The organism is Actinoplanes sp. URMC 104 (assembly GCF_051386375.1).
Classification (GTDB): domain Bacteria; phylum Actinomycetota; class Actinomycetes; order Mycobacteriales; family Micromonosporaceae; genus Actinoplanes.
The window spans coordinates 807894-825663 of the sequence record NZ_JBPQTO010000004.1; the positions used below are offsets into that span (position 1 = coordinate 807894).

General features: G+C 72.6%; 18 protein-coding genes. 15 read left to right on the forward strand and 3 right to left on the reverse strand.

Features of this window, described 5'->3' with window-relative positions; all coding sequences use genetic code 11:
- The first annotated feature begins 45 nt into the window (after positions 1-45).
- The 4 genes from mfd (at position 46) to ACSNN8_RS17630 (ending at position 7425) form a co-directional block, all read left to right on the forward strand.
- Positions 46-3663: a transcription-repair coupling factor gene (gene mfd, locus ACSNN8_RS17615; protein ID WP_436650284.1), complete on the forward strand. Its 3618-nt coding sequence runs from the start codon at positions 46-48 to the stop codon at positions 3661-3663.
- Positions 3664-3770: 107 nt separating this feature from the next.
- Positions 3771-4514 (forward strand): hypothetical protein, encoded by a 744-nt coding sequence (locus ACSNN8_RS17620; RefSeq protein WP_436650285.1) that lies wholly within the window; start codon positions 3771-3773, stop codon positions 4512-4514.
- Between the two features lie 291 nt (positions 4515-4805).
- The gene (locus tag ACSNN8_RS17625; protein ID WP_436650286.1) at positions 4806-5798 is read left to right on the forward strand and encodes a MazG family protein; all 993 of its coding nucleotides are present in this window, start codon (positions 4806-4808) and stop codon (positions 5796-5798) included.
- Between the two features lie 10 nt (positions 5799-5808).
- Positions 5809-7425 (forward strand): DUF885 domain-containing protein, encoded by a 1617-nt coding sequence (locus ACSNN8_RS17630; protein ID WP_436650287.1) that lies wholly within the window; start codon positions 5809-5811, stop codon positions 7423-7425.
- A gap of 525 nt (positions 7426-7950) precedes the next feature.
- Here the strand turns inward: ACSNN8_RS17630 and ACSNN8_RS17635 are convergent.
- Genes ACSNN8_RS17635 through ACSNN8_RS17645 form a run of 3 tightly spaced genes read right to left on the reverse strand, consistent with a single transcriptional unit; the run spans position 7951 to position 9864 of the window.
- Positions 7951-8466, reverse strand: coding sequence for a hypothetical protein (locus tag ACSNN8_RS17635; protein WP_436650288.1), 516 nt, complete (start codon positions 8464-8466; stop codon positions 7951-7953).
- A 51-nt stretch (positions 8467-8517) separates the two neighbouring features.
- On the reverse strand, positions 8518-9189 hold the full coding sequence (locus tag ACSNN8_RS17640) for a hypothetical protein (RefSeq protein ID WP_436650289.1): 672 nt from the start codon (positions 9187-9189) through the stop codon (positions 8518-8520).
- Between the two features lie 45 nt (positions 9190-9234).
- Complete coding sequence (locus ACSNN8_RS17645) at positions 9235-9864, reverse strand: hypothetical protein (protein WP_436650290.1); 630 nt, start codon at positions 9862-9864, stop codon at positions 9235-9237.
- Between the two features lie 153 nt (positions 9865-10017).
- Here ACSNN8_RS17645 and eno point away from each other — a divergent pair, with 153 nt between their 5' ends.
- The 11 genes from eno (at position 10018) to ACSNN8_RS17700 (ending at position 17769) form a co-directional block, all read left to right on the forward strand.
- Positions 10018-11301: a phosphopyruvate hydratase gene (gene eno / locus ACSNN8_RS17650; RefSeq protein ID WP_436650291.1), complete on the forward strand. Its 1284-nt coding sequence runs from the start codon at positions 10018-10020 to the stop codon at positions 11299-11301.
- Positions 11302-11391: 90 nt separating this feature from the next.
- Positions 11392-11970 carry an FtsB family cell division protein gene (locus ACSNN8_RS17655; protein ID WP_436650292.1) on the forward strand — a complete coding sequence of 193 codons (579 nt, stop codon included), beginning with the start codon at positions 11392-11394 and terminating at the stop codon, positions 11968-11970.
- Between the two features lies 1 nt (position 11971).
- On the forward strand, positions 11972-12469 hold the full coding sequence (locus ACSNN8_RS17660; RefSeq protein ID WP_436650294.1) for a DUF501 domain-containing protein: 498 nt from the start codon (positions 11972-11974) through the stop codon (positions 12467-12469).
- A gap of 2 nt (positions 12470-12471) precedes the next feature.
- Positions 12472-12966 carry an amino-acid N-acetyltransferase gene (locus ACSNN8_RS17665; protein WP_436650748.1) on the forward strand — a complete coding sequence of 165 codons (495 nt, stop codon included), beginning with the start codon at positions 12472-12474 and terminating at the stop codon, positions 12964-12966.
- Positions 12963-13868 (forward strand): Ppx/GppA phosphatase family protein, encoded by a 906-nt coding sequence (locus ACSNN8_RS17670; protein WP_436650295.1) that lies wholly within the window; start codon positions 12963-12965, stop codon positions 13866-13868. The genes ACSNN8_RS17665 and ACSNN8_RS17670 overlap by 4 nt, the downstream gene beginning before the upstream one ends.
- A gap of 70 nt (positions 13869-13938) precedes the next feature.
- Positions 13939-14268 (forward strand): PadR family transcriptional regulator, encoded by a 330-nt coding sequence (locus ACSNN8_RS17675; protein WP_436650296.1) that lies wholly within the window; start codon positions 13939-13941, stop codon positions 14266-14268.
- A complete protein-coding gene (locus tag ACSNN8_RS17680; RefSeq protein ID WP_436650297.1) occupies positions 14265-15281 on the forward strand; it encodes an HAAS signaling domain-containing protein in 1017 nt (338 codons plus the stop codon). The genes ACSNN8_RS17675 and ACSNN8_RS17680 overlap by 4 nt, the downstream gene beginning before the upstream one ends.
- 146 nt (positions 15282-15427) lie before the next feature.
- Positions 15428-15802, forward strand: coding sequence for an LppU/SCO3897 family protein (locus ACSNN8_RS17685; protein ID WP_436650298.1), 375 nt, complete (start codon positions 15428-15430; stop codon positions 15800-15802).
- Complete coding sequence (locus ACSNN8_RS17690; protein WP_436650299.1) at positions 15802-16497, forward strand: uracil-DNA glycosylase; 696 nt, start codon at positions 15802-15804, stop codon at positions 16495-16497. Before ACSNN8_RS17685 ends, ACSNN8_RS17690 begins: the two co-directional genes overlap by 1 nt.
- 10 nt (positions 16498-16507) lie before the next feature.
- A complete protein-coding gene (locus ACSNN8_RS17695) occupies positions 16508-17194 on the forward strand; it encodes a DUF4129 domain-containing protein (RefSeq protein WP_436650300.1) in 687 nt (228 codons plus the stop codon).
- Positions 17191-17769: a hypothetical protein gene (locus ACSNN8_RS17700; protein WP_436650302.1), complete on the forward strand. Its 579-nt coding sequence runs from the start codon at positions 17191-17193 to the stop codon at positions 17767-17769. Before ACSNN8_RS17695 ends, ACSNN8_RS17700 begins: the two co-directional genes overlap by 4 nt.
- Position 17770 lies beyond the last annotated feature (1 nt).

The following is a 17770-nucleotide window of genomic DNA, read 5'->3' on the forward strand; positions in this document are numbered from 1 at the left end:
CCCTTTCGGCGCTGGGGTTTTTCGACGTGCTTCGAGGTGCCGAACATGCAGCTCTCCGGTCTGATCCCCGCCGCGCTCCGCGACCGTGCCCTCGCGCGCGCCCGCGATCTGGCGCGTCAGGGTTTCGTCGAGTCCGACGCGCTCGACCTGACCGCGCCCGCCTCGCTGCGGCCGTTCGTCGTGGCCACCGTCGCGGGCCCGCCCGAGATCGGCGGCGCCGGCCGGCCCGTGCTGGCGGTCACCGCCACCACCCGCGAGGCCGACGACCTCGCCGACGCGCTCGGCTGCCTGATCAGCCCGGCGCGGGTCGCCGTCTTCCCGTCGTGGGAGACGCTGCCCCACGAGCGCCTCTCGCCCCGCTCCGACACGGTCGGCCGGCGGCTCGCCGTGCTGCGCCGGCTGGCCCACCCCGCGCCGGGCGAGGAGCTGCAGGTCGTCGTCGCGCCGGTGCGCTCGGTGCTGCAGCCGCAGCTCAAGGGCCTCGGCGACCTCGAGCCGGTCGAGCTGACCACCGGTGGCTCGGCGGAGCTGGAGGAGGTCGCGCGGCGCCTGACCGACATGGCGTACGCCCGGGTCGACCTGGTCACCAAGCGCGGCGAGTTCGCCGTGCGCGGCGGCATCCTCGACGTCTTCCCGCCCACCGACGAGCACCCGTCGCGCGTGGAGTTCTGGGGCGACGAGGTCGAGGAGATCCGCACGTTCGCGGTCGCCGACCAGCGGACGATCGACCCGGTCGAGCGCCTCTGGGCGCCGCCCTGCCGGGAGCTGCTGCTGACTCCCGAGGTGCGCGCCAAGGCGGCATCGCTGTCGGCGGAGCACCCCGAGCTCGCCGAGATCCTCGACAAGCTGGCCGAGGGCATCCCGGTCGAGGGCATGGAGTCGCTGGCGCCCGCGCTGCTCGACGGCACCGACAGCATGGAGCTGCTGATCGACACCATGCCGGCCGGCACCCACGTGCTGCTCTGCGACCCCGAGCGCATCCGCACCCGGGCGCACGACCTCACCCGTACCTCCGACGAGTTCCTCGAGGCGTCGTGGGCGGCGGCCGCGGTCGGCGGGCAGGCCCCGATCGACGTCGGCGCCGTCGCCTTCCGCACGCTCGCCGACGTCCGCGCGCACGCCGCCACCCTCAAGCAGCCGTGGTGGACGGTGTCCCCGTTCGGCCTGGCCGACGCCGCGCCCGAGGCCGACGACCAGCCCTGGCTGGCCAAGCCCGAGGTCGAGGTGTCACCCGACCTCGGCGACGCGGTGGCGCTGGCCGCCCAGCCGGTGCCGCTCTATCACGGCGACACCGCCAAGCTCGCCGCCGACCTGCGCGACTGGGCTGCGGCCGGGTGGGCGATCGCGCTGGTCTTCGAGGGCCACGGCACCGCCCAGCGCGCCACCGAGCTGCTGCGCGACGCCGGCATCGGCATCACCCCGGCCGACAGCATCGAGACCCCGATCGAGCCGGGCCAGCTGCTGGTCACCTGCGGCGGGCTCAACCACGGGTTCGTCGACGCCGCCTCGCAGCTCGCGATCATCACCGGCAACGACATCACCGGCGGCCGCGGCGCGTCCACCAAGGACATGCGCAAGATGCCGTCGCGGCGGCGCAACACGATCGACCCGCTCGAGCTCAAGCCCGGCGACTTCGTGGTGCACGAGCAGCACGGCATCGGCCGCTACGTCGAGCTGGTGCAGCGCACGGTCAACGGCGCCGACCGCGAATACCTCGTGATCGAGTACGCGCCGTCCAAGCGCGGCCAGCCCGGCGACCGCCTCTACGTGCCCACCGACCAGCTCGACCAGCTCTCCCGCTACGTCGGCGGCGAGTCGCCCTCGCTGCACAAGATGGGCGGCGCCGACTGGCAGAAGAGCAAGGCCCGCGCCAAGCGTGCGGTCCGGGAGATCGCCGCCCAGCTGATCCAGCTGTACGCCGCCCGGCAGGCCTCCAAGGGCCACTCGTTCGGGCCCGACACGCCCTGGCAGCGCGAGCTCGAGGACGCGTTCCCCTACACCGAGACCCCCGACCAGATGGCCGCGATCCTCGAGGTCAAGCACGACATGGAGCTGCAGGTCCCGATGGACAGGCTGATCTGTGGCGACGTCGGCTACGGCAAGACCGAGATCGCCGTACGGGCGGCGTTCAAGGCGGTGCAGGACGGCAAGCAGGTCGCCGTGCTCGTGCCGACGACGCTGCTGGCCCAGCAGCACTTCAACACGTTCACCGAGCGGATGAGCCAGTTCCCGGTGACCATCAAGCAGCTGTCGCGCTTCCAGACCCCGTCGGAGACCCGGCAGACGCTCGAGCAGGCGGCCGACGGCACGGCCGACATCGTGATCGGCACCCACCGCCTGCTGGCCAACTCGACGCGCTTCAAGAACCTGGGCCTGATCATCGTCGACGAGGAGCAGCGCTTCGGCGTCGAGCACAAGGAGCAGCTCAAGGCCCTGCGCGCCTCGGTCGACGTGCTCACCATGTCGGCCACGCCGATCCCGCGCACGCTCGAGATGGCGATCACCGGCATCCGCGAGATGTCGACCATCGCCACCCCGCCCGAGGAACGCCACCCGGTGCTCACCTTCGTCGGCGCGCAGGACGACAAGCAGGTGGCCGCGTCCATCCACCGCGAGCTGCTGCGCGACGGCCAGGTGTTCTATCTGCACAACCGCGTCGAGTCGATCGACAAGGCGGCCCGCAAGCTGCGCGAGCTGGTGCCCGAGGCGCGGGTCGCGGTGGCGCACGGCCAGATGAGCGAGGAGCAGCTCGAGAAGGTGATGGTCGGCTTCTGGGAGAAGGAGTTCGACGTGCTGGTCTGCACCACGATCGTCGAGTCCGGCATCGACATCCCGAACGCCAACACGCTGATCGTCGAGCGGGCCGACCTGCTCGGGCTCGCCCAGCTCCACCAGATCCGCGGCCGGGTGGGCCGCGGGCGCGAACGGGCGTACGCGTACTTCCTCTATCCCCGCGAGAAGCCGCTCACCGAGACCGCGCACGAGCGGCTCGCCACCATCGCCCAGCACACCGAGCTCGGCGCCGGCATGTACGTCGCGATGAAGGACCTCGAGATCCGCGGCGCCGGCAACCTGCTCGGCGGCGAGCAGTCCGGCCACATCGAGGGCGTCGGCTTCGACCTGTACGTCCGCATGGTCGGCGAGGCCGTGCAGGCGTTCAAGGGCGAGCGCCCCGAGGAGGAGCCCGAGGTCAAGATCGACCTGCCGGTCGACGCGCACCTGCCGGTCGACTACATCGCGGTCGAGCGGCTGCGCCTCGAGATGTACCGCAAGCTGGCCGAGGCCCGCGACGACGCGAACCTCGACGAGGTGGTCGCCGAGATGACCGACCGCTACGGCGAGCCGCCCGCCCAGGTCGCCAACCTGATCGCGGTGGCCCGCTTCCGCCAGCGCGCCCGGCAGTACGGCCTGACCGACGTGTCGATGCAGGGCAAGCACATCCGCTTCTCCCCGCTGCCGCTGCCCGACTCCAAGCAGCTGCGGCTCAAGCGCTACCACCCCGACGCCGTCTACAAGCACGCGAACGACCAGGTCAGCGTGCCCCGCCCGAGCACCCGCCGGGTGGGCGGCGAGCCGCTGCGCGACCAGGCGCTGCTCGAGTGGTGCGCGCAGCTGCTCACAGACGTGCTGGGCGAGGCGCCTGCCAAGGTGGCCGCCTCGTGATCCGTTTCCGGGGGTCGCGTGACGTGGGTCTCAACCGGCGTGAGAGAGTCCATGCCATGCACCGTGCTCGCCGACTCGCATCCATCGTCGTCGTTGGGTCTCTGGCCGTGGGCGGGCTCTCCGCCTGCCGGTCCGAGCCGTCCGTGGCCGCGTACGTCGGCGACAGCGCCCGGATCACCGAGGCCCGCGTGCAGCAGGTCTGGGACAACGCGTACTCGGCCCTCACCGCTGCGGCCGCCGAGCAGCCCGCCCAGCCCCAGCAGCCCGAGGGCAGCCAGGCCGAGCCGGGCACCGGGCCGAGCGACGCGCCGGTGACCATGCCGATCACCCGCACCGACATCGTGCGCACGCTCGTCGGCCACGACGTGCTGGCCGACGTGGCCCAGCGCGAGGGCGTGACCCTGCCGTCGAACCTCCCGCTCGGCGACTACGCGACCCAGCTGCGCCTCCCGCAGAACGCCGAATACGTGCGGCTCTACGCCGAGTTCGACGGCCTGATCCGCGGCCTGCGCAGCAAGGTGCAGAGCAACGCCCCCGCCGCGACCGACGACGACCTGCGCCAGGTGTTCGACGTGCTCGTCGAGCAGGGCGAGGTGCCCGGCAACACCACGTTCGAGCAGTTCAAGACCCAGCTGCCGGCCGAGAACCTCCAGCTGGTGAAGACCGCGGCCGCCGTCCGTCAGGAGGTCGCCGAGCTGACCGACAAGATGGACATCACGGTGAACCCGCGCTACCAGCCGCTCGGCATCCCGGTGCTGGAGTTCCAGACCCAGCAGGGCGAACTGCGGCCGCTGGTCGTCGTGCCCCTCGGCGAGGACGAGACGAGCAACCCGGTGACCGACGTCTCCTGATCCGCCCTGTGGACAACCCGCTCGCCCCTCCCCACAGCCGCTAATCTCCCCCACGTCCCTGGGTGGGCGGGGGAGGCGGTGGCCCACCGCGATCTTGAACGCGCGCACCGCACTCGCGCCCGCCGCGATCTTGACCGTGCCACCGCGATCTTGAACGCGCGCACCGCACTCGCGCCCGCCGCAATCTCGACCGCGCCCCCGTGATCTTGCACGCGCACTCCGCGAGCGGCCGCGTCCGGCGAGACCCGGCCGCCCCGCGTCTCCGGCGCGCCGGCTGGCACAGTTGCGGGCATGACCGCACGGATCTACTTGCTCGTCACCTCCCCGCGGCTGCCCGCGGGCCTGCTCACCGCCGCCGCCTGGGACGTCCTGCGGGCGTACCCCGTCTTCGCCCCGGCCGAGTCCGAGCAGGCGGAGGCCCTGCGCAGCAGCGGCGTGCCGGTCACCGTGATCGAGAGCGACCCCGAGCGGCTGCTGGCCGAGCTGCGCCCCGCCCCCACGGACGGCGACCCGGAAGACGAGCAGGCTGTCGTCTGGCTGGCCGGGCCGAGCGGCGACGAGGCGTTCGCCCGCACCCTCGGCCTCCGGCTGGCGCGCGAACCCGGCCTGGCCGAGCTCGAGCTGATGTACGGCTCCTGGGACCCGCCGGGCGCGAGGCTGCTCGACGCCGTCTCGGTGATGGATCGGCTGGTCTCGCCGGGCGGCGACCCGTGGAAGCGCCGCCAGACCCACCGGACCCTCGCGCCCTATCTGCTCGAGGAGAGCTACGAGGCGTACGACGCCATCGAGTCCGACGACACCGACGCGCTGCGCGAGGAGCTGGGCGACGTGCTGCTCCAGATCGTGCTGCACGCCCGGCTCGCCGAGGAGCTGCCCGAAGGCGAGGCGTGGACGGTCGACGACGTGGCCGGCGGGCTGGTCGACAAGATGATCCGCCGCAACCCGCACGTCTTCGGCGGGGTCGAGGTGGCCGACATCGAGGAGATCACCCGCAACTGGGACGCGATCAAGAAGGCCGAGAAGACCCGCGACTCCGCGCTCGACGGCATAGCGCTGAGCCAGCCGGCGCTCGCCCTGGCCGCCAAGATCCTTCAGCGTACGGATCGAGCCGGTGTCGCCGTGCCGCTGCCGGCCGGGCCGGATCTGGGCGCCCGGCTGCTGCGGGCCGTGGCGCAGGCGCAGGCCGACGGCGAGGACGCGGAGCAGGCGTTGCGCCGTACGGCCCTGGCATATGCGGACGCCGTACGGGCTGTGGAGCGCAAAAATGTCGTAGCACCCGAGTAGCTTTCACGGCATGCCGGAGTTCGTACCGCTAGCCGAGCGCATCGTCGACGCCATCCTCGAGAGCCAGCCCGACGTGGCGTCCTACACCGGTGACCACCGCTTCGACGACCGCCTGCCCGACCTGTCCCGCGGCGCGGTCGACGCCCGGGCGGCCATGCTGCGTGACGCCACCGACGCCCTCTCCGGCATCGACGCCGACGCGCTCGACCCCGAGGAGCAGGTCGACCACGCGATCCTCAGCGCGATCGCCGAGCGGGGCCTGTTCGAGCTGGGTGACGTACGGGAACACGAGTGGAACCCGTTGGAGCACAACCCCGGCCCCCTGGTGCACGCGTTGATCTCCCGCCAGTTCGCCCCCGCCGAGGAGCGCCTGACCAGCCTCGCCGGCCGGCTCGCGGCGATCCCCGACGCGCTGGCCACCGCCCGGTCCGTGCTGGGCGACGTGCCGCGCATCCACGCCGAGACGGCGATCGGCCAGTTCGCCGGCACGGCCGCGCTCATCCGCGACGAGCTTCCCGCCCTGCTCGACCAGGAGCCCGGCATGCGCGCCACCGTCGAGCCCGCCTCGGCCGCGGCGCTGGGCGCCCTCGCCGAGTTCGACGGCTGGCTGCGTGGTCTGGTCGACAGCGGCGAGCCCGGCCGTGACCCGCGCCTCGGCCGCCGCCTGTGGGAGGCCCGCCTCTGGCACACGCTCGACACCGAGCTGCCCGCCGGCGAGGTGCTCTCGCGCGCCCGGGCCAACCTCGAGCGCGTCGGCGAGCGCCTGCGCGAGGCGGCCGCCGAGCTGGTCGGCGGCCCCGCCACCGACGAGACCGTCCGCCGCGCGCTCGGCACCCTCGGCGAGCAGCACCCGGCGAACGACACGATCGTCGGCCTGGCCCGCGACACGATGCAGGAGGCCACCGAGTTCGTCCGCAAGCACGACGTGGTCACGCTGATCGACGACCCGTGCGTCATCGAGGAGATGCCCGAGTTCGCCCGGGGCGTCGCGGTGGCCTACTGCGACCCGCCCGGCCCGCTCGAGACGGCCGACGTGCCGACGTTCTACTGCATCGCGCCCACCCCGGCCGACTGGTCGCCCGAGCGCGTTGCGTCGTTCTACCGCGAATACAACAACTTCATGCTGCGCAACCTCACGATCCACGAGGCGATGCCCGGCCACTTCCTGCAGCTCGCCCATTCCCGCCGCTTCCGCGCCGCCACCCGCGTGCGCGCGCTGGGCTGGTCCGGCCCGTTCGTCGAGGGCTGGGCCGTCTACGCCGAGGAGGCGATGGCCGACCTGGGGTTCGGCGGTCTTCCCGTACGCCTTCAGCAGCTCAAGATGCAGCTGCGCATGAGCCTCAACGCCATCATCGACCAGCTGGTGCACTGCGAGGACCTCCAGGAGCCCGACGCCATGGCCCTGCTGACCGGCGCAGGCTTCCAGGAGGACGGCGAGGCCGCCGGCAAGTGGCGCCGCGCCCTGCTGACTTCGACCCAGCTGTCCACCTACTTCGTCGGCTACACGGAGGTTTCCGCCATCGCCGCCGCCCGCCCTTTCGGCGCCACCCCCAAGGCCTGGCACGACGCCATGCTCGCCCACGGCTCCCCACCACCCCGCCACTTGGCCACCCTCCTGGGCGTCTGACCCGCGCCCGCACCCGCCCCGCCGCCGGTCTCCCGTGCAGCCGAGCCTCGCAGCCGACGCCCGCCCGCAGCCGCCCCACCGCCGCAGCCAACGCCCGCCCGGAGCCGACGCCCGCCCGCGGCCGCCCCGCCGCCCCGGCCGACCCCGCTGGCAGGCAAGCCCCTGCAGCTGCCGTCCGCCCGCGGCCGTCCGCTGCTCGCAGCGGAGCCCGGACGAACTAGCGACCGGCCGCCGCGCCGCGCGGCGGTTCGGCTGACCGGCCACGCTGCTGCGTCAAGCGGAGCCCGGCAGTGGCTGTCAGCCGGGTCGAGCCCCTCCAGTCACTTGTCGCATCGCTGCCGTGACGCGATGCTCTACCCACGCCCAGGTCCTTGGCTCATATGCAGGATGCATCGCCGATCGGAGCTGGAGTGGGCGATCCGAGAGCTGGCATCCGGTGCCCGTGTGGTGAAGAGCGCGCATACCACGTGAGTGCTCCGGTGCCAACGGCGTGAAAAGCGTGGCGACGACGTGGTGGTCCGGTGCCTACGGCGTGAAGAGCGTGGCGGCGACGTGGTGGTCCGGTGCCTGCGGCACGTCGAGCTCGGTGCGACGAAGTGATCCGTCGGCCGCGACACGAGGGTTGCGACGGCGACGAGGTTGGCCTGGCGGCTGCGCCGCGTTCAGCTTGGCGGCCGTAGCAGGGCGGCTCAGCGACGGCGACAGCGTGGGCGGTCGAGCGGCACTGTGGCGCGGTTGACGGTGGCTCGGCGGCGTGGCGCGGTTGACGGTGGCTCGGCGGCGTGGCGCGGTGACGGTGGCCTGGCGGCGTGGCGCGGTGACGGTGGCCTGGCGGCGTGGCGCGGTGACGGTGGCCTGGCGGCGTGGCGCGGTGACGGTGGCCTGGCGGCGTGGCGCGGTGACGGTGGCCTGGCGGCGTGGCGCGGTGACGGTGGCCTGGCGGCGTGGCGCGGTGACGGTGGCCTGGCGGCGTGGCGCGCTGACGGTGGCCCGGCGGCGTCGGTGCGGCGCGGTGCCATGGGGCGGTCGGACGGCCGTCATGCGGGCGGCTCGGCGGGTCGGCGCGCGTAGGGTCAGGGGGCGGCCCGGCCCCTAGCGCACCGACTTGTCGATCAGCTTGGCGTGGGGCGGGACCAGGAAGGCGTCCGGCGTGGTGGTGTCCGTATAGGCGGTCAGCGCCTGATCCATCCGCTCCCCGTCGATGGTCGCGGTGAAGCTGGCCAGCACCCCCTCGCTGGTGACGCACAGGTCGAAGGCGTGCGCCGGCGTGTCGTCCACGTCGGAGAGCGACAGGCACGTGGCGTGGCGGCCGGCGATCGTGGTGTCGTGCTGCGTGGTTTCGACGTGGGGGTCGAGAGCGGCGGCGGTGAGCATGGCCTGGGCGGCCTCGGGGGACACCAGCGGGGCGCCGTCGAGGGAGGCGGGCGCGGCGGGGTCGGCGGCCTTCGAGGTGCAGGTGGCGCCGGCGCAGCGGATCGTCACGGTGTCCGTGGTGATGAGGCGGCCGCCGGGATAGACGTACGACGCGCGGGCGGGGCGCTGCGCCCGGGCGACGGTGGCCGTCTCGCCGCCGGTCACCTGGTATTTCGCCGTGTAGGTGAGGCCGGAGCCGGTCGCCAGCTGGTCGGCGGCCTCGGTGATCAGGTCGTCGCGGGTGAGCGGGGCGGCGCTGGCCTCGTCGAGGTCACCGCAGCCGGCCGCGCCGAGCAGCAGCAGGCTGCCGGCGGCCAGGCCGGCGAGCGTGCGGCGCGCTACGGGAAACACGCCTGACACACTGGCCCATGGGCGCAACCCGAGGCAAACCGATATTCATCCCGATGCGCTGCGTACCCGGGCCAGCAACTGCTCGTGCATGATGTAGCGCCGGATGACCCTCGTCTGCTGCTCGTCGGCGTCGGTGAAGACCGCGACCAGCTCGACGATCAGCGGCCCGCGCCGCGGGATCTGCTGCCGCATCGCGCTCACCTTGACCGCCCGGGCGCGGAACTCGACCACCTCGTCGACGATCTGGATACGCAGCGTGACGTCGTCGCCGGGGTGCACCTCGACGTCGGTGAATTGGGCGCGCACCGAGCGCTCGCTGAAGTCCCGCACCTGGCCGTGCGCCGGCTCGCGGCCGGGCAGCAGCAGCACGGTCGGCTCGCCGCCGCCCCCGCGGACGAAGTCGCGGGACTGCTCGATCTTCGGCTCGCCGGTCAGCCGTACGTCGACCCGGTTGCCGTCGACCGAGGCGACGCTGCCTGCGGCCTCGTACCGGCCGCGCGGCGCCGCGGCCCAGCGCAGGGTCACCGCCGAGTGGGCGGGCGGCACGTCGGCGACCGCCAGCGACAGCGTGATGGTCGAGTCCGCGCTGTGCACGACGCGTACTCCGGGCAGCGTTTCGCCGTACGAGGTCAGCTCGACCGAGGACCCGGCGGCGGGAAGCAGTGATGTGCTCACGCCGCGCGACATCGGCAAACCGGGGCCGCACCTGAGGCAAAACCCAAGGGCAACCGTACGGGCGCCGCGACGGCTCGATACGCTCAGTGCCGTGGTCGGCCGCAGGGTCGCGGTCGGTGAACTGCAGCCTTACTAGAGGGAGCGACACGACACATGGCCACCATCGAAGCGATCGTCGCCCGCGAGATCCTCGACTCCCGGGGCAACCCGACCGTCGAGGTCGAGGTCGGGCTGGACGACGGCACGGTCGGCCGCGCGGCGGTGCCCTCGGGCGCCTCCACCGGCGCGTTCGAGGCAATCGAGCTGCGCGACGGCGACAAGGGCCGCTACCTGGGCAAGGGCGTCGAGAAGGCGGTCTCGAACGTCGAAGACAAGATCGCCGACGAGCTCGTCGGCTACGAGGCGAGCGAGCAGCGCCTCATCGACCAGAAGATGCTCGACCTGGACGGCACCGCCGACAAGTCGGAGCTGGGCGCGAACGCGATCCTCGGCGTGTCGCTGGCCGTCGCCAAGGCCGCGGCGCTCTCCGCCGAGCTGCCGCTGTTCCGCTACGTGGGCGGCCCGAACGCGGCCGTCCTGCCCGTGCCGATGATGAACATCCTCAACGGTGGCGCCCACGCCGACTCGAACGTCGACGTGCAGGAGTTCATGATCGCCCCGATCGGCGCTCCGACGTTCCGCGAGGCTCTGCGCACCGGCGCCGAGGTCTACCACGCGCTCAAGTCGGTGCTGAAGAAGAAGGGCCTCTCGACCGGCCTGGGCGACGAGGGCGGCTTCGCCCCGAGCCTGCCGTCCAACGCCAGCGCCCTCGACCTGATCGCCGAGGCCGTGCAGGCCGCCGGCTTCTCGCTGGGCAGCGACATCGTCCTGGCCATGGACGTCGCCGCCACCGAGTTCTACAAGGACGGGTCGTACGTCTTCGAGGGCAACCCGAAGTCGACCGACGAGATGATCGCGTACTACGCCAAGCTGGCCGCCGACTACCCGATCGTCTCGATCGAGGACCCGCTGTCGGAGGAGGACTGGGCCGGCTGGAGCGCGATGACCGGCGAGCTCGGCGACAAGATCCAGATCGTCGGCGACGACCTGTTCGTCACCAACCCGACCCGCATCGGCCGGGGCATCGCCGAGCGCGCGGCCAACGCCGTGCTGGTCAAGGTCAACCAGATCGGCTCGCTGACCGAGACGCTCGACGCCGTCGACCTGGCCCACCGGGCCGGCTTCCGGACGATGATGAGCCACCGCTCGGGCGAGACCGAGGACACCACGATCGCCGACCTGGCCGTCGCGGTGGGCAGCGGCCAGATCAAGACCGGCGCCCCGGCCCGGTCCGACCGCGTCGCGAAGTACAACCAGCTGCTGCGCATCGAGGAGCAGCTGGAGGGCGCCGCCCGGTACGCCGGTGCGGGCGCTTTCCCCCGTTACCGCACCGCGTGACGAGGGCCCGCTAGATCATGGAGTTGTGGCGCCCGCGGAAACGGGCATAGGTTTCCTGCGGGCGCCGCAGCGCGTGACGGAGGGGTTGGGGTGACGACACAGCGACGAGCACCGAGCGGTCAGGGCCCGGCCCGCCGCCCCGGCACGTCGCGCAACCGCACCACCGGGCCGATCCGAAACACTGGAAATGTCCGGGTCAGCAGGGGCGCGGCCGGAAGCAAGAAGCGCCCGAGGCGTACGGGCACCGCGCCCGCCCGCACCACCACGAAGCGCACCGTCGCCCCCCGGCCGCGGGCACTGACCGGCCGCGCGATGGTTCTCATCATCGTCTTCGTCGCGCTCGCGCTGGCCTACACCTATCCGCTGCGCGTCTATCTGGCGCAGGAGTCGGAGATCGCCCAGCTCGAGGCCGACCAGGCGCGGCAGCGGGAGCTGATCGCGCAGAAGTCGCAGGAGCTGCAGAAGTGGCAGGACCCGGAGTACCTCCGGGCGCAGGCCCGGGAGAAGCTGTTCTACGTGCGGCCGGGGGAGACCCCGCTCCTGGTGCTGAACGACCCGGCCGGCGCTGCAGCCGACGCCGGCCAGAAAGCCCCGGCGGCCGCACCCGACCGCTGGTACGACACGCTGTGGAGCAGCGTCCGAGCCGCCGACGCGGAGTCCCCCAACTGAAATGCCTGAACCACTGGAAGCCGATCTCGAAGTCGTCAAGGCTCAGCTCGGCCGAACCCCCCGTGCCACCCGCGCCGTCGCGCACCGCTGCCCGTGCGGCAACCCGGATGTGGTGGAGACCTCGCCCCGCCTCGACGACGGCACCCCGTTCCCGACCCTGTACTACCTGACGTGCCCGCACGCGACCGCCGCGTGCAGCCGGCTGGAGTCCGCCGGGGTCATGCGCGAGATGCAGGACCGCCTGTCGACCGACCCCGAGCTCGCCGAGCGCTACCGTGCCGCCGCCGAGGACTACCTGACCCGGCGCAAGGCGATCGAGGATGTGCCCGAGATCGCGCACGTGGCCGCCGGCGGCATGCCCGATCGGGTGAAGTGCCTGCATGTCCACCTCGGGCACGCGCTCGCTGTGGGCCGCGGCGTGAATCCTTTCGGGGATGAGGTCCGCGACGCGGTCGAGCCGTGGTGGGCCGAAGGTCCTTGCGTACGACGGGAAGAGTGACGGTGGAGATCCGGCGCGCACGCACGAAGGACGTCCGGGCGATCCGATCCCTGGTCGACGCGTACACGGGTGACCGGCGGCTGCTGACCAAGGCGACGGTGACCCTGTACGAGTCGGTGCAGGAGTTCTGGGTGGCGGTGGACGACCGCGACCGCGTCCTGGGCTGCGGCGCCCTGCACGTGATGTGGGAGGACCTGGCGGAGATCCGTACGGTCGCCGTCGACCCGGCCTGCCGCGGGCGCAAGATCGGCCATCGGATCGTCGAGCGCCTCCTCGACGTGGCCCGCGAGCTGGGCATAGCCCGCGTCTTCTGCCTCACGTTCGAGACCCGGTTCTTCGGCTCGTTCGGGTTCACCGAGATCGACGGCGCGCCGGTGCCGCACGCCGTCTACGAGCAACTGCTCCGCTCGTACGACGAAGGTGTCGCCGAGTTCCTGGACCTCGAACGGGTCAAACCCAACACGCTGGGGAACACGAGAATGCTGCTGCACCTGTGAGGGTCGCCGGGATCGACTGCGGGACCAACTCGATCCGTCTGCTCATCGCGGACGTGAGCGACGGGCGCCTGACCGACGTGGCCCGCCGCATGGAGATCGTGCGGCTGGGGGAGGGCGTCGACCGCACCGGGCGCCTCTCCGAGCAGGCTCTGGCCCGTACGCGGAAAGCTCTTCTGGGTTATGCCGCCGAGATCGCGGAGCTGGGCGTCACCCGGGTGCGGATGTGCGCGACGTCCGCGTCGCGCGACGCCTCCAACGCACAGGACTTCCGCGACATGGTGCGCGGCGTGCTCGGCGTCGACCCCGAGGTGATCACCGGCACCGAGGAGGCGGCGCTCTCCTTCACGGGCGCGGTCGCCGGCCTCACCGCCGAGCGTCCGTACCTGGTCGTCGACATCGGCGGCGGCTCCACCGAGTTCGTCACGGGCTCCACGGCCGTCGACCACGCGATCTCGATGGACATCGGCTGCGTCCGCATGACCGAGCGGCACCTGCACGCCGATCCGCCCACGCCCGCCGAGATCCACAATGCCGAACGCGACATCGCCGCCGCCGTGGACATCGCCCTGACCGCGGTCCCCGGCCGCGACGCCAGGACCCTCGTCGGGCTCGCCGGCACGGTCACCACCGTCACGGCCCTCGCGAAAGAGCTTCCCGAGTACGACTCCTCGCGCATCCACCATTCCGAGGTGAGCCTCGAGGCGGTGTCCCGGGTGACCGCCGAGCTGCTCGCCATGACCGTCGAGCAGCGGCTGGCCCTGCCGGTCATGCACCCCGGCCGGGCCGACGTGATCGGCGCGGGCGCGCTGATCCTGCGTACCGTCATGGAGCGCTCCGGGCACTCCTCGGTGATCGCGTCGGAGCACGACATCCTCGACGGCATCTGCTACAGCCTCGCCTGAGGCGGTCCATCGACGAATCCCGGTACTCCCGTCTTGACGGTATTTCGCACTGCGCAGTACTGTGCAGCGCGTGGATACCACCCAGTTGCTCAAGGGCGTGCTGGATCTGGCCGTGCTGGCCGTGCTGCGCGACGGGGACGGCTACGGCTACGACATCCTCCGGCGCCTGCGCGCGGCGGGGCTCGACGAGGTCGGCGACGCCTCGGTCTACGGCACGCTGCGGCGCCTGTTCGCCGGCGGCTTCCTCAACACCTACGTGGTGCCCAGCGACGAGGGGCCCCACCGCAAGTACTACGGGCTCAACGCCGCCGGCCGCGCCGAGTTGCAGCGGTCCGGCAAAGTGTGGCAAGGCTTCGCACTGACGATGGACGATCTGCTTCGCGAGCGGGGGACGGCGTGAACTCCACGGCACAGGACGAGATCACCGAGTACGTCGAGCGCGTCCGCGCGGCGCTGGCCGACCTGCCCGAGGCCACCCGCGACGAGCTGCTCGAGGACCTGCCCGAGCACCTGGCGGAGATCCGCGCCGAGGACACGGTCACGCTCACCGACCGGCTGGGCACCCCCGAGGCGTACGCGGCGGAGCTGCGCGCCACCGCCGCGGCGTACATCGGCAGCTTCCCCGAGCCGCCCAAGCGCCGCTTCGAGCCGTTCCACCAGATGCGCGCCGACGTGCTGCGGGTGCTGGGCACCGCCGACGTCCGGATCGGCCCGGTCATCGGCTACGCCAAGGCCAGCGACTTCCTCGTGCTGCTGCGCCCCGCGTGGTGGGTGCTGCGCGGCTACCTGGCCGCGATGGTGCTCGCGTACGCGTTCACCGACAACTCGTCCGGCCTCGGCCTGCTGCCCCGCCTGGGCGGCAGCACCGTCGTCGCGCTCGTGCTGCTGACCGGCTGCGTCATCGCCTCGATCCTGCTCGGCCGCCGCGCGCCCCAGCTGTCCGTGTGGCCTAAGCGCTTCTTCCACGGCGCCACCGTCGCGCTGGTCCTGTTCGCCCTGATCGGCTTCACCACCACGGACAGCGACGCGCGCGACCCGTTCTACGACAACGTCGGCTACAGCGGCAACGCGGTCCTCGACGACAACGTCCAGGACGTCCAGGACGTCTTCGTCTACGACAGCCACGGCCGCCTCGTGCCCGACGCCCGTCTGTTCGACCAGAGCGGCGCCCCGATCCAACTGGGCCAGCCGCAGTGCAGCGACCTGGTCACCGGCGAGGTCTCCTACTCGCGCCACACGGGCTACCCGTTCTGCCCCGACAGCGCCCCGTTCCCCACCGCCGAGGCCATCGCCGACCCGGCGCCGTCCACCCCGCCCGCGCCCTCCAGCCCGGCGCCCGTCGCGACGTCCCCGAGCCCGGCTGCCAAGGCGACGCCTCCACGCCCGGCGCCCACCACCTCGCCGGCCCGCTAGCTCCACGCGCAGCGGGGCGACCGCCGGTGACACCGCACGGCGGCGCGGCCGGGTGGCTGCCTACTCCCCAGCGGTGACGCGGATTCGCGGCGTGCGGGCGCGGGTAGCTAAGGTTCAGCCGGCCGCCCCGCGAGAGGACCCCATCTGTGAGCGACACCGCCGTCAAGCGGATCGGCAGGAGCCGGCTGGTTCTGCCGATCGTGGTCGCCGTCGTGGTGGCGCTCGCGGTGTGGGCGGTCACGGCCCTGGTCCTCGGCGGCGACGCCGCGCGGGACGCCAAGGCGGGTGACTGCATCGCCTCCGACGAGCAGGTCGCCGACGAGGGCACGACCGAGACGGGCGCGAACGTCGTCGACTGTTCCTCGGACGACGCCCGGTTCAGCGTCGTGGCCCGCGTCGACGGCGAGAGTTCCACGCAGAGCAAGGCCTGCGACAAGTTCTTCCAGCAGAACGAGGAGTTCTACGTCTTCGCGAACAGCGCCGGCAAGGGCTACGTGCTCTGCCTGAAACCCGCGAAGTGATGACCGAAGCAGAGCTGAGCGCGCTCGACGCCGAGATCGCCGACTGTTTCGCCTGCCCCCGCCTGGTTGCATGGCGTGAGGAGGTCGCCGTCACCAAGCGTGCGGCCTTCCGCGATCAGCACTACTGGGGCCGCCCGGTGCCGGGCTTCGGGCCCGCCGACGCCGAGATCGGCATCCTGGGCCTGGCGCCCGCGGCGCACGGCGGCAACCGTACGGGCCGCATCTTCACCGGCGACCGCTCGGGCGACGTCCTGGTCGCGGCGCTGCACCGCGCGGGGCTCGCGAACCAGCCGCTCAGCGTCTCCGCCGACGACGGGCTCGAGTACCGCCACGTGCGGATGTTCGCCGCCGTCCGATGTGCCCCGCCCGACAACAAGCCGCTGCCGGAGGAGCGCGACACGTGCGCGACCTGGCTGCACCGCGAGCTCGAACTGCTCCGCCCGACGCTGCGCGTGGTGGTCGCGCTCGGCGGTTTCGCCTGGCAGGCGTGGTGGCCGGTGATGACCCGGGTGTACGGCGTGCGGCCGCCCGTGCCACGCCCGAAGTTCGGCCACGGGGCGCTCGTCAGCCGACCCGGTGTGCCCCATCTGCTCGGCTGCTTCCACGTGAGCCAGCAGAACACCTTCACCGGTAAGCTCACCCCGGCCATGCTCGACGACGTCTTCGCCGAGGCGAAGCGGCTGGCTCGGATCTGACAGAGGATCGATGGGAACAGGTGCACTGCGGCGCTGGTGGCCTCTGGCCGCCGTCCTCGCGCTGCTCTTCGTCACCTCGCTGGCCGCGACCCGGTCCGAGCCCCGCCTCGACCAGATCATCCGCGACGAGCCGACGCCCAGCCCGAGCTTCCAGCCGCAGGGTCGCAGCCCGGCGCCGCAGCAGTCGATCGCTCCGCCGGAGCCCGCGCGCGGCCTGCCCGACTGGATCACCACCGTGGCGCTCGTCGTGCTCGGGTTGGTCGTGCTGGTCGTGATCGGCCTGCTGCTGCAGGCGGTGCTGCGCGACCGGCGCCGCCGCTCCGGCAAGATCGACCGCCGCCGCAAGAAGGACCAGCCGCGCACGGCCGAGGAGCTCGTCGCCGCGCTCGACGCCGGCCTGGAGGAGCTGTCCGACACCGACCGTGACCCGCGCCGTGCCGTGATCGCCTGCTGGGTCCGGCTGGAACAGGCGGCCGCCGACGCCGGCACCCCGCGCCACCCCGGCGACAGCCCCACCGACCTGGTCGGGCGGCTGCTGCGCGAGCAACAGGTCGACGCGCAGGTGCTCGCCGCGCTGCTCGAGGTCTACCGCCAGGCCCGCTACGCCACCCACACGGTCGACGACCAGATGCGCCGCCAGGCCCGTTCGGCCCTCGAGCGGCTGCGCGCCGACCTGGGGGCGGGGGTGACCGCGTGAGCACCGGCGGCCTCGACGACCTGTTCGGCAGCCGCGACGAGCCACCCGCCGGCGACGAGGCCGAGGCGCCGCGGCGGCGGTCGTGGCTGGGCTGGATCGTGCGCAACGTGCTGCTGGTCGGCGTCGCGAGCGCGGTGGTCATCGCCGTCATGCGCATGAACGACCTCGACATCTCCGTGGTGTTCGTGGTCGCCGCGCTCACCGGCCTGCGGCTGGTGCTGCTCGCGGTCGCCGAGGTGGGCGCCCCGCCCGCGCCCAAGCGGTCCGACCGGCGCGGCCACGCCGACGGCACCGGCGGCACCGACTCGCTGCGGGCCGCCGTGCGCCGGTGGGAGCAGAACCTCGAGCGGGCCCACGACGACGCGGATCTGTACTCGCGTAACGTTCTGCCGGTGCTGGCCGAGCTCACCGACGAGCGGCTGCGGCTGCGCCACGGGATCACCCGGGCGTCCGACCCGCGGCGCGCTCGGGAGCTGCTCGGCGACCCGCTCTGGGCGGCCCTGCACGACCGCGGGCGGCGGACGCCGAAAACGCGTGAGTTCGAGTCCTACGTGGACGTGTTGGAACGACTGTAAG

What these genes read in the sequence shown, in the direction of transcription:
- mfd (WP_436650284.1), top strand. Translation starts at nt 46, where the DNA reads ATGCAGCTCTCCGGTCTGATCCCCGCCGCGCTCCGCGACCGTGCCCTC.
- ACSNN8_RS17625 (WP_436650286.1), top strand. Translation starts at nt 4,806, where the DNA reads ATGACCGCACGGATCTACTTGCTCGTCACCTCCCCGCGGCTGCCCGCG.
- ACSNN8_RS17630 (WP_436650287.1), top strand. Translation starts at nt 5,809, where the DNA reads ATGCCGGAGTTCGTACCGCTAGCCGAGCGCATCGTCGACGCCATCCTC.
- ACSNN8_RS17635 (WP_436650288.1), bottom strand. Translation starts at nt 8,466, where the DNA reads ATGACGGCCGTCCGACCGCCCCATGGCACCGCGCCGCACCGACGCCGC.
- eno (WP_436650291.1), top strand. Translation starts at nt 10,018, where the DNA reads ATGGCCACCATCGAAGCGATCGTCGCCCGCGAGATCCTCGACTCCCGG.
- ACSNN8_RS17660 (WP_436650294.1), top strand. Translation starts at nt 11,972, where the DNA reads ATGCCTGAACCACTGGAAGCCGATCTCGAAGTCGTCAAGGCTCAGCTC.
- ACSNN8_RS17690 (WP_436650299.1), top strand. Translation starts at nt 15,802, where the DNA reads ATGACCGAAGCAGAGCTGAGCGCGCTCGACGCCGAGATCGCCGACTGT.
- ACSNN8_RS17695 (WP_436650300.1), top strand. Translation starts at nt 16,508, where the DNA reads ATGGGAACAGGTGCACTGCGGCGCTGGTGGCCTCTGGCCGCCGTCCTC.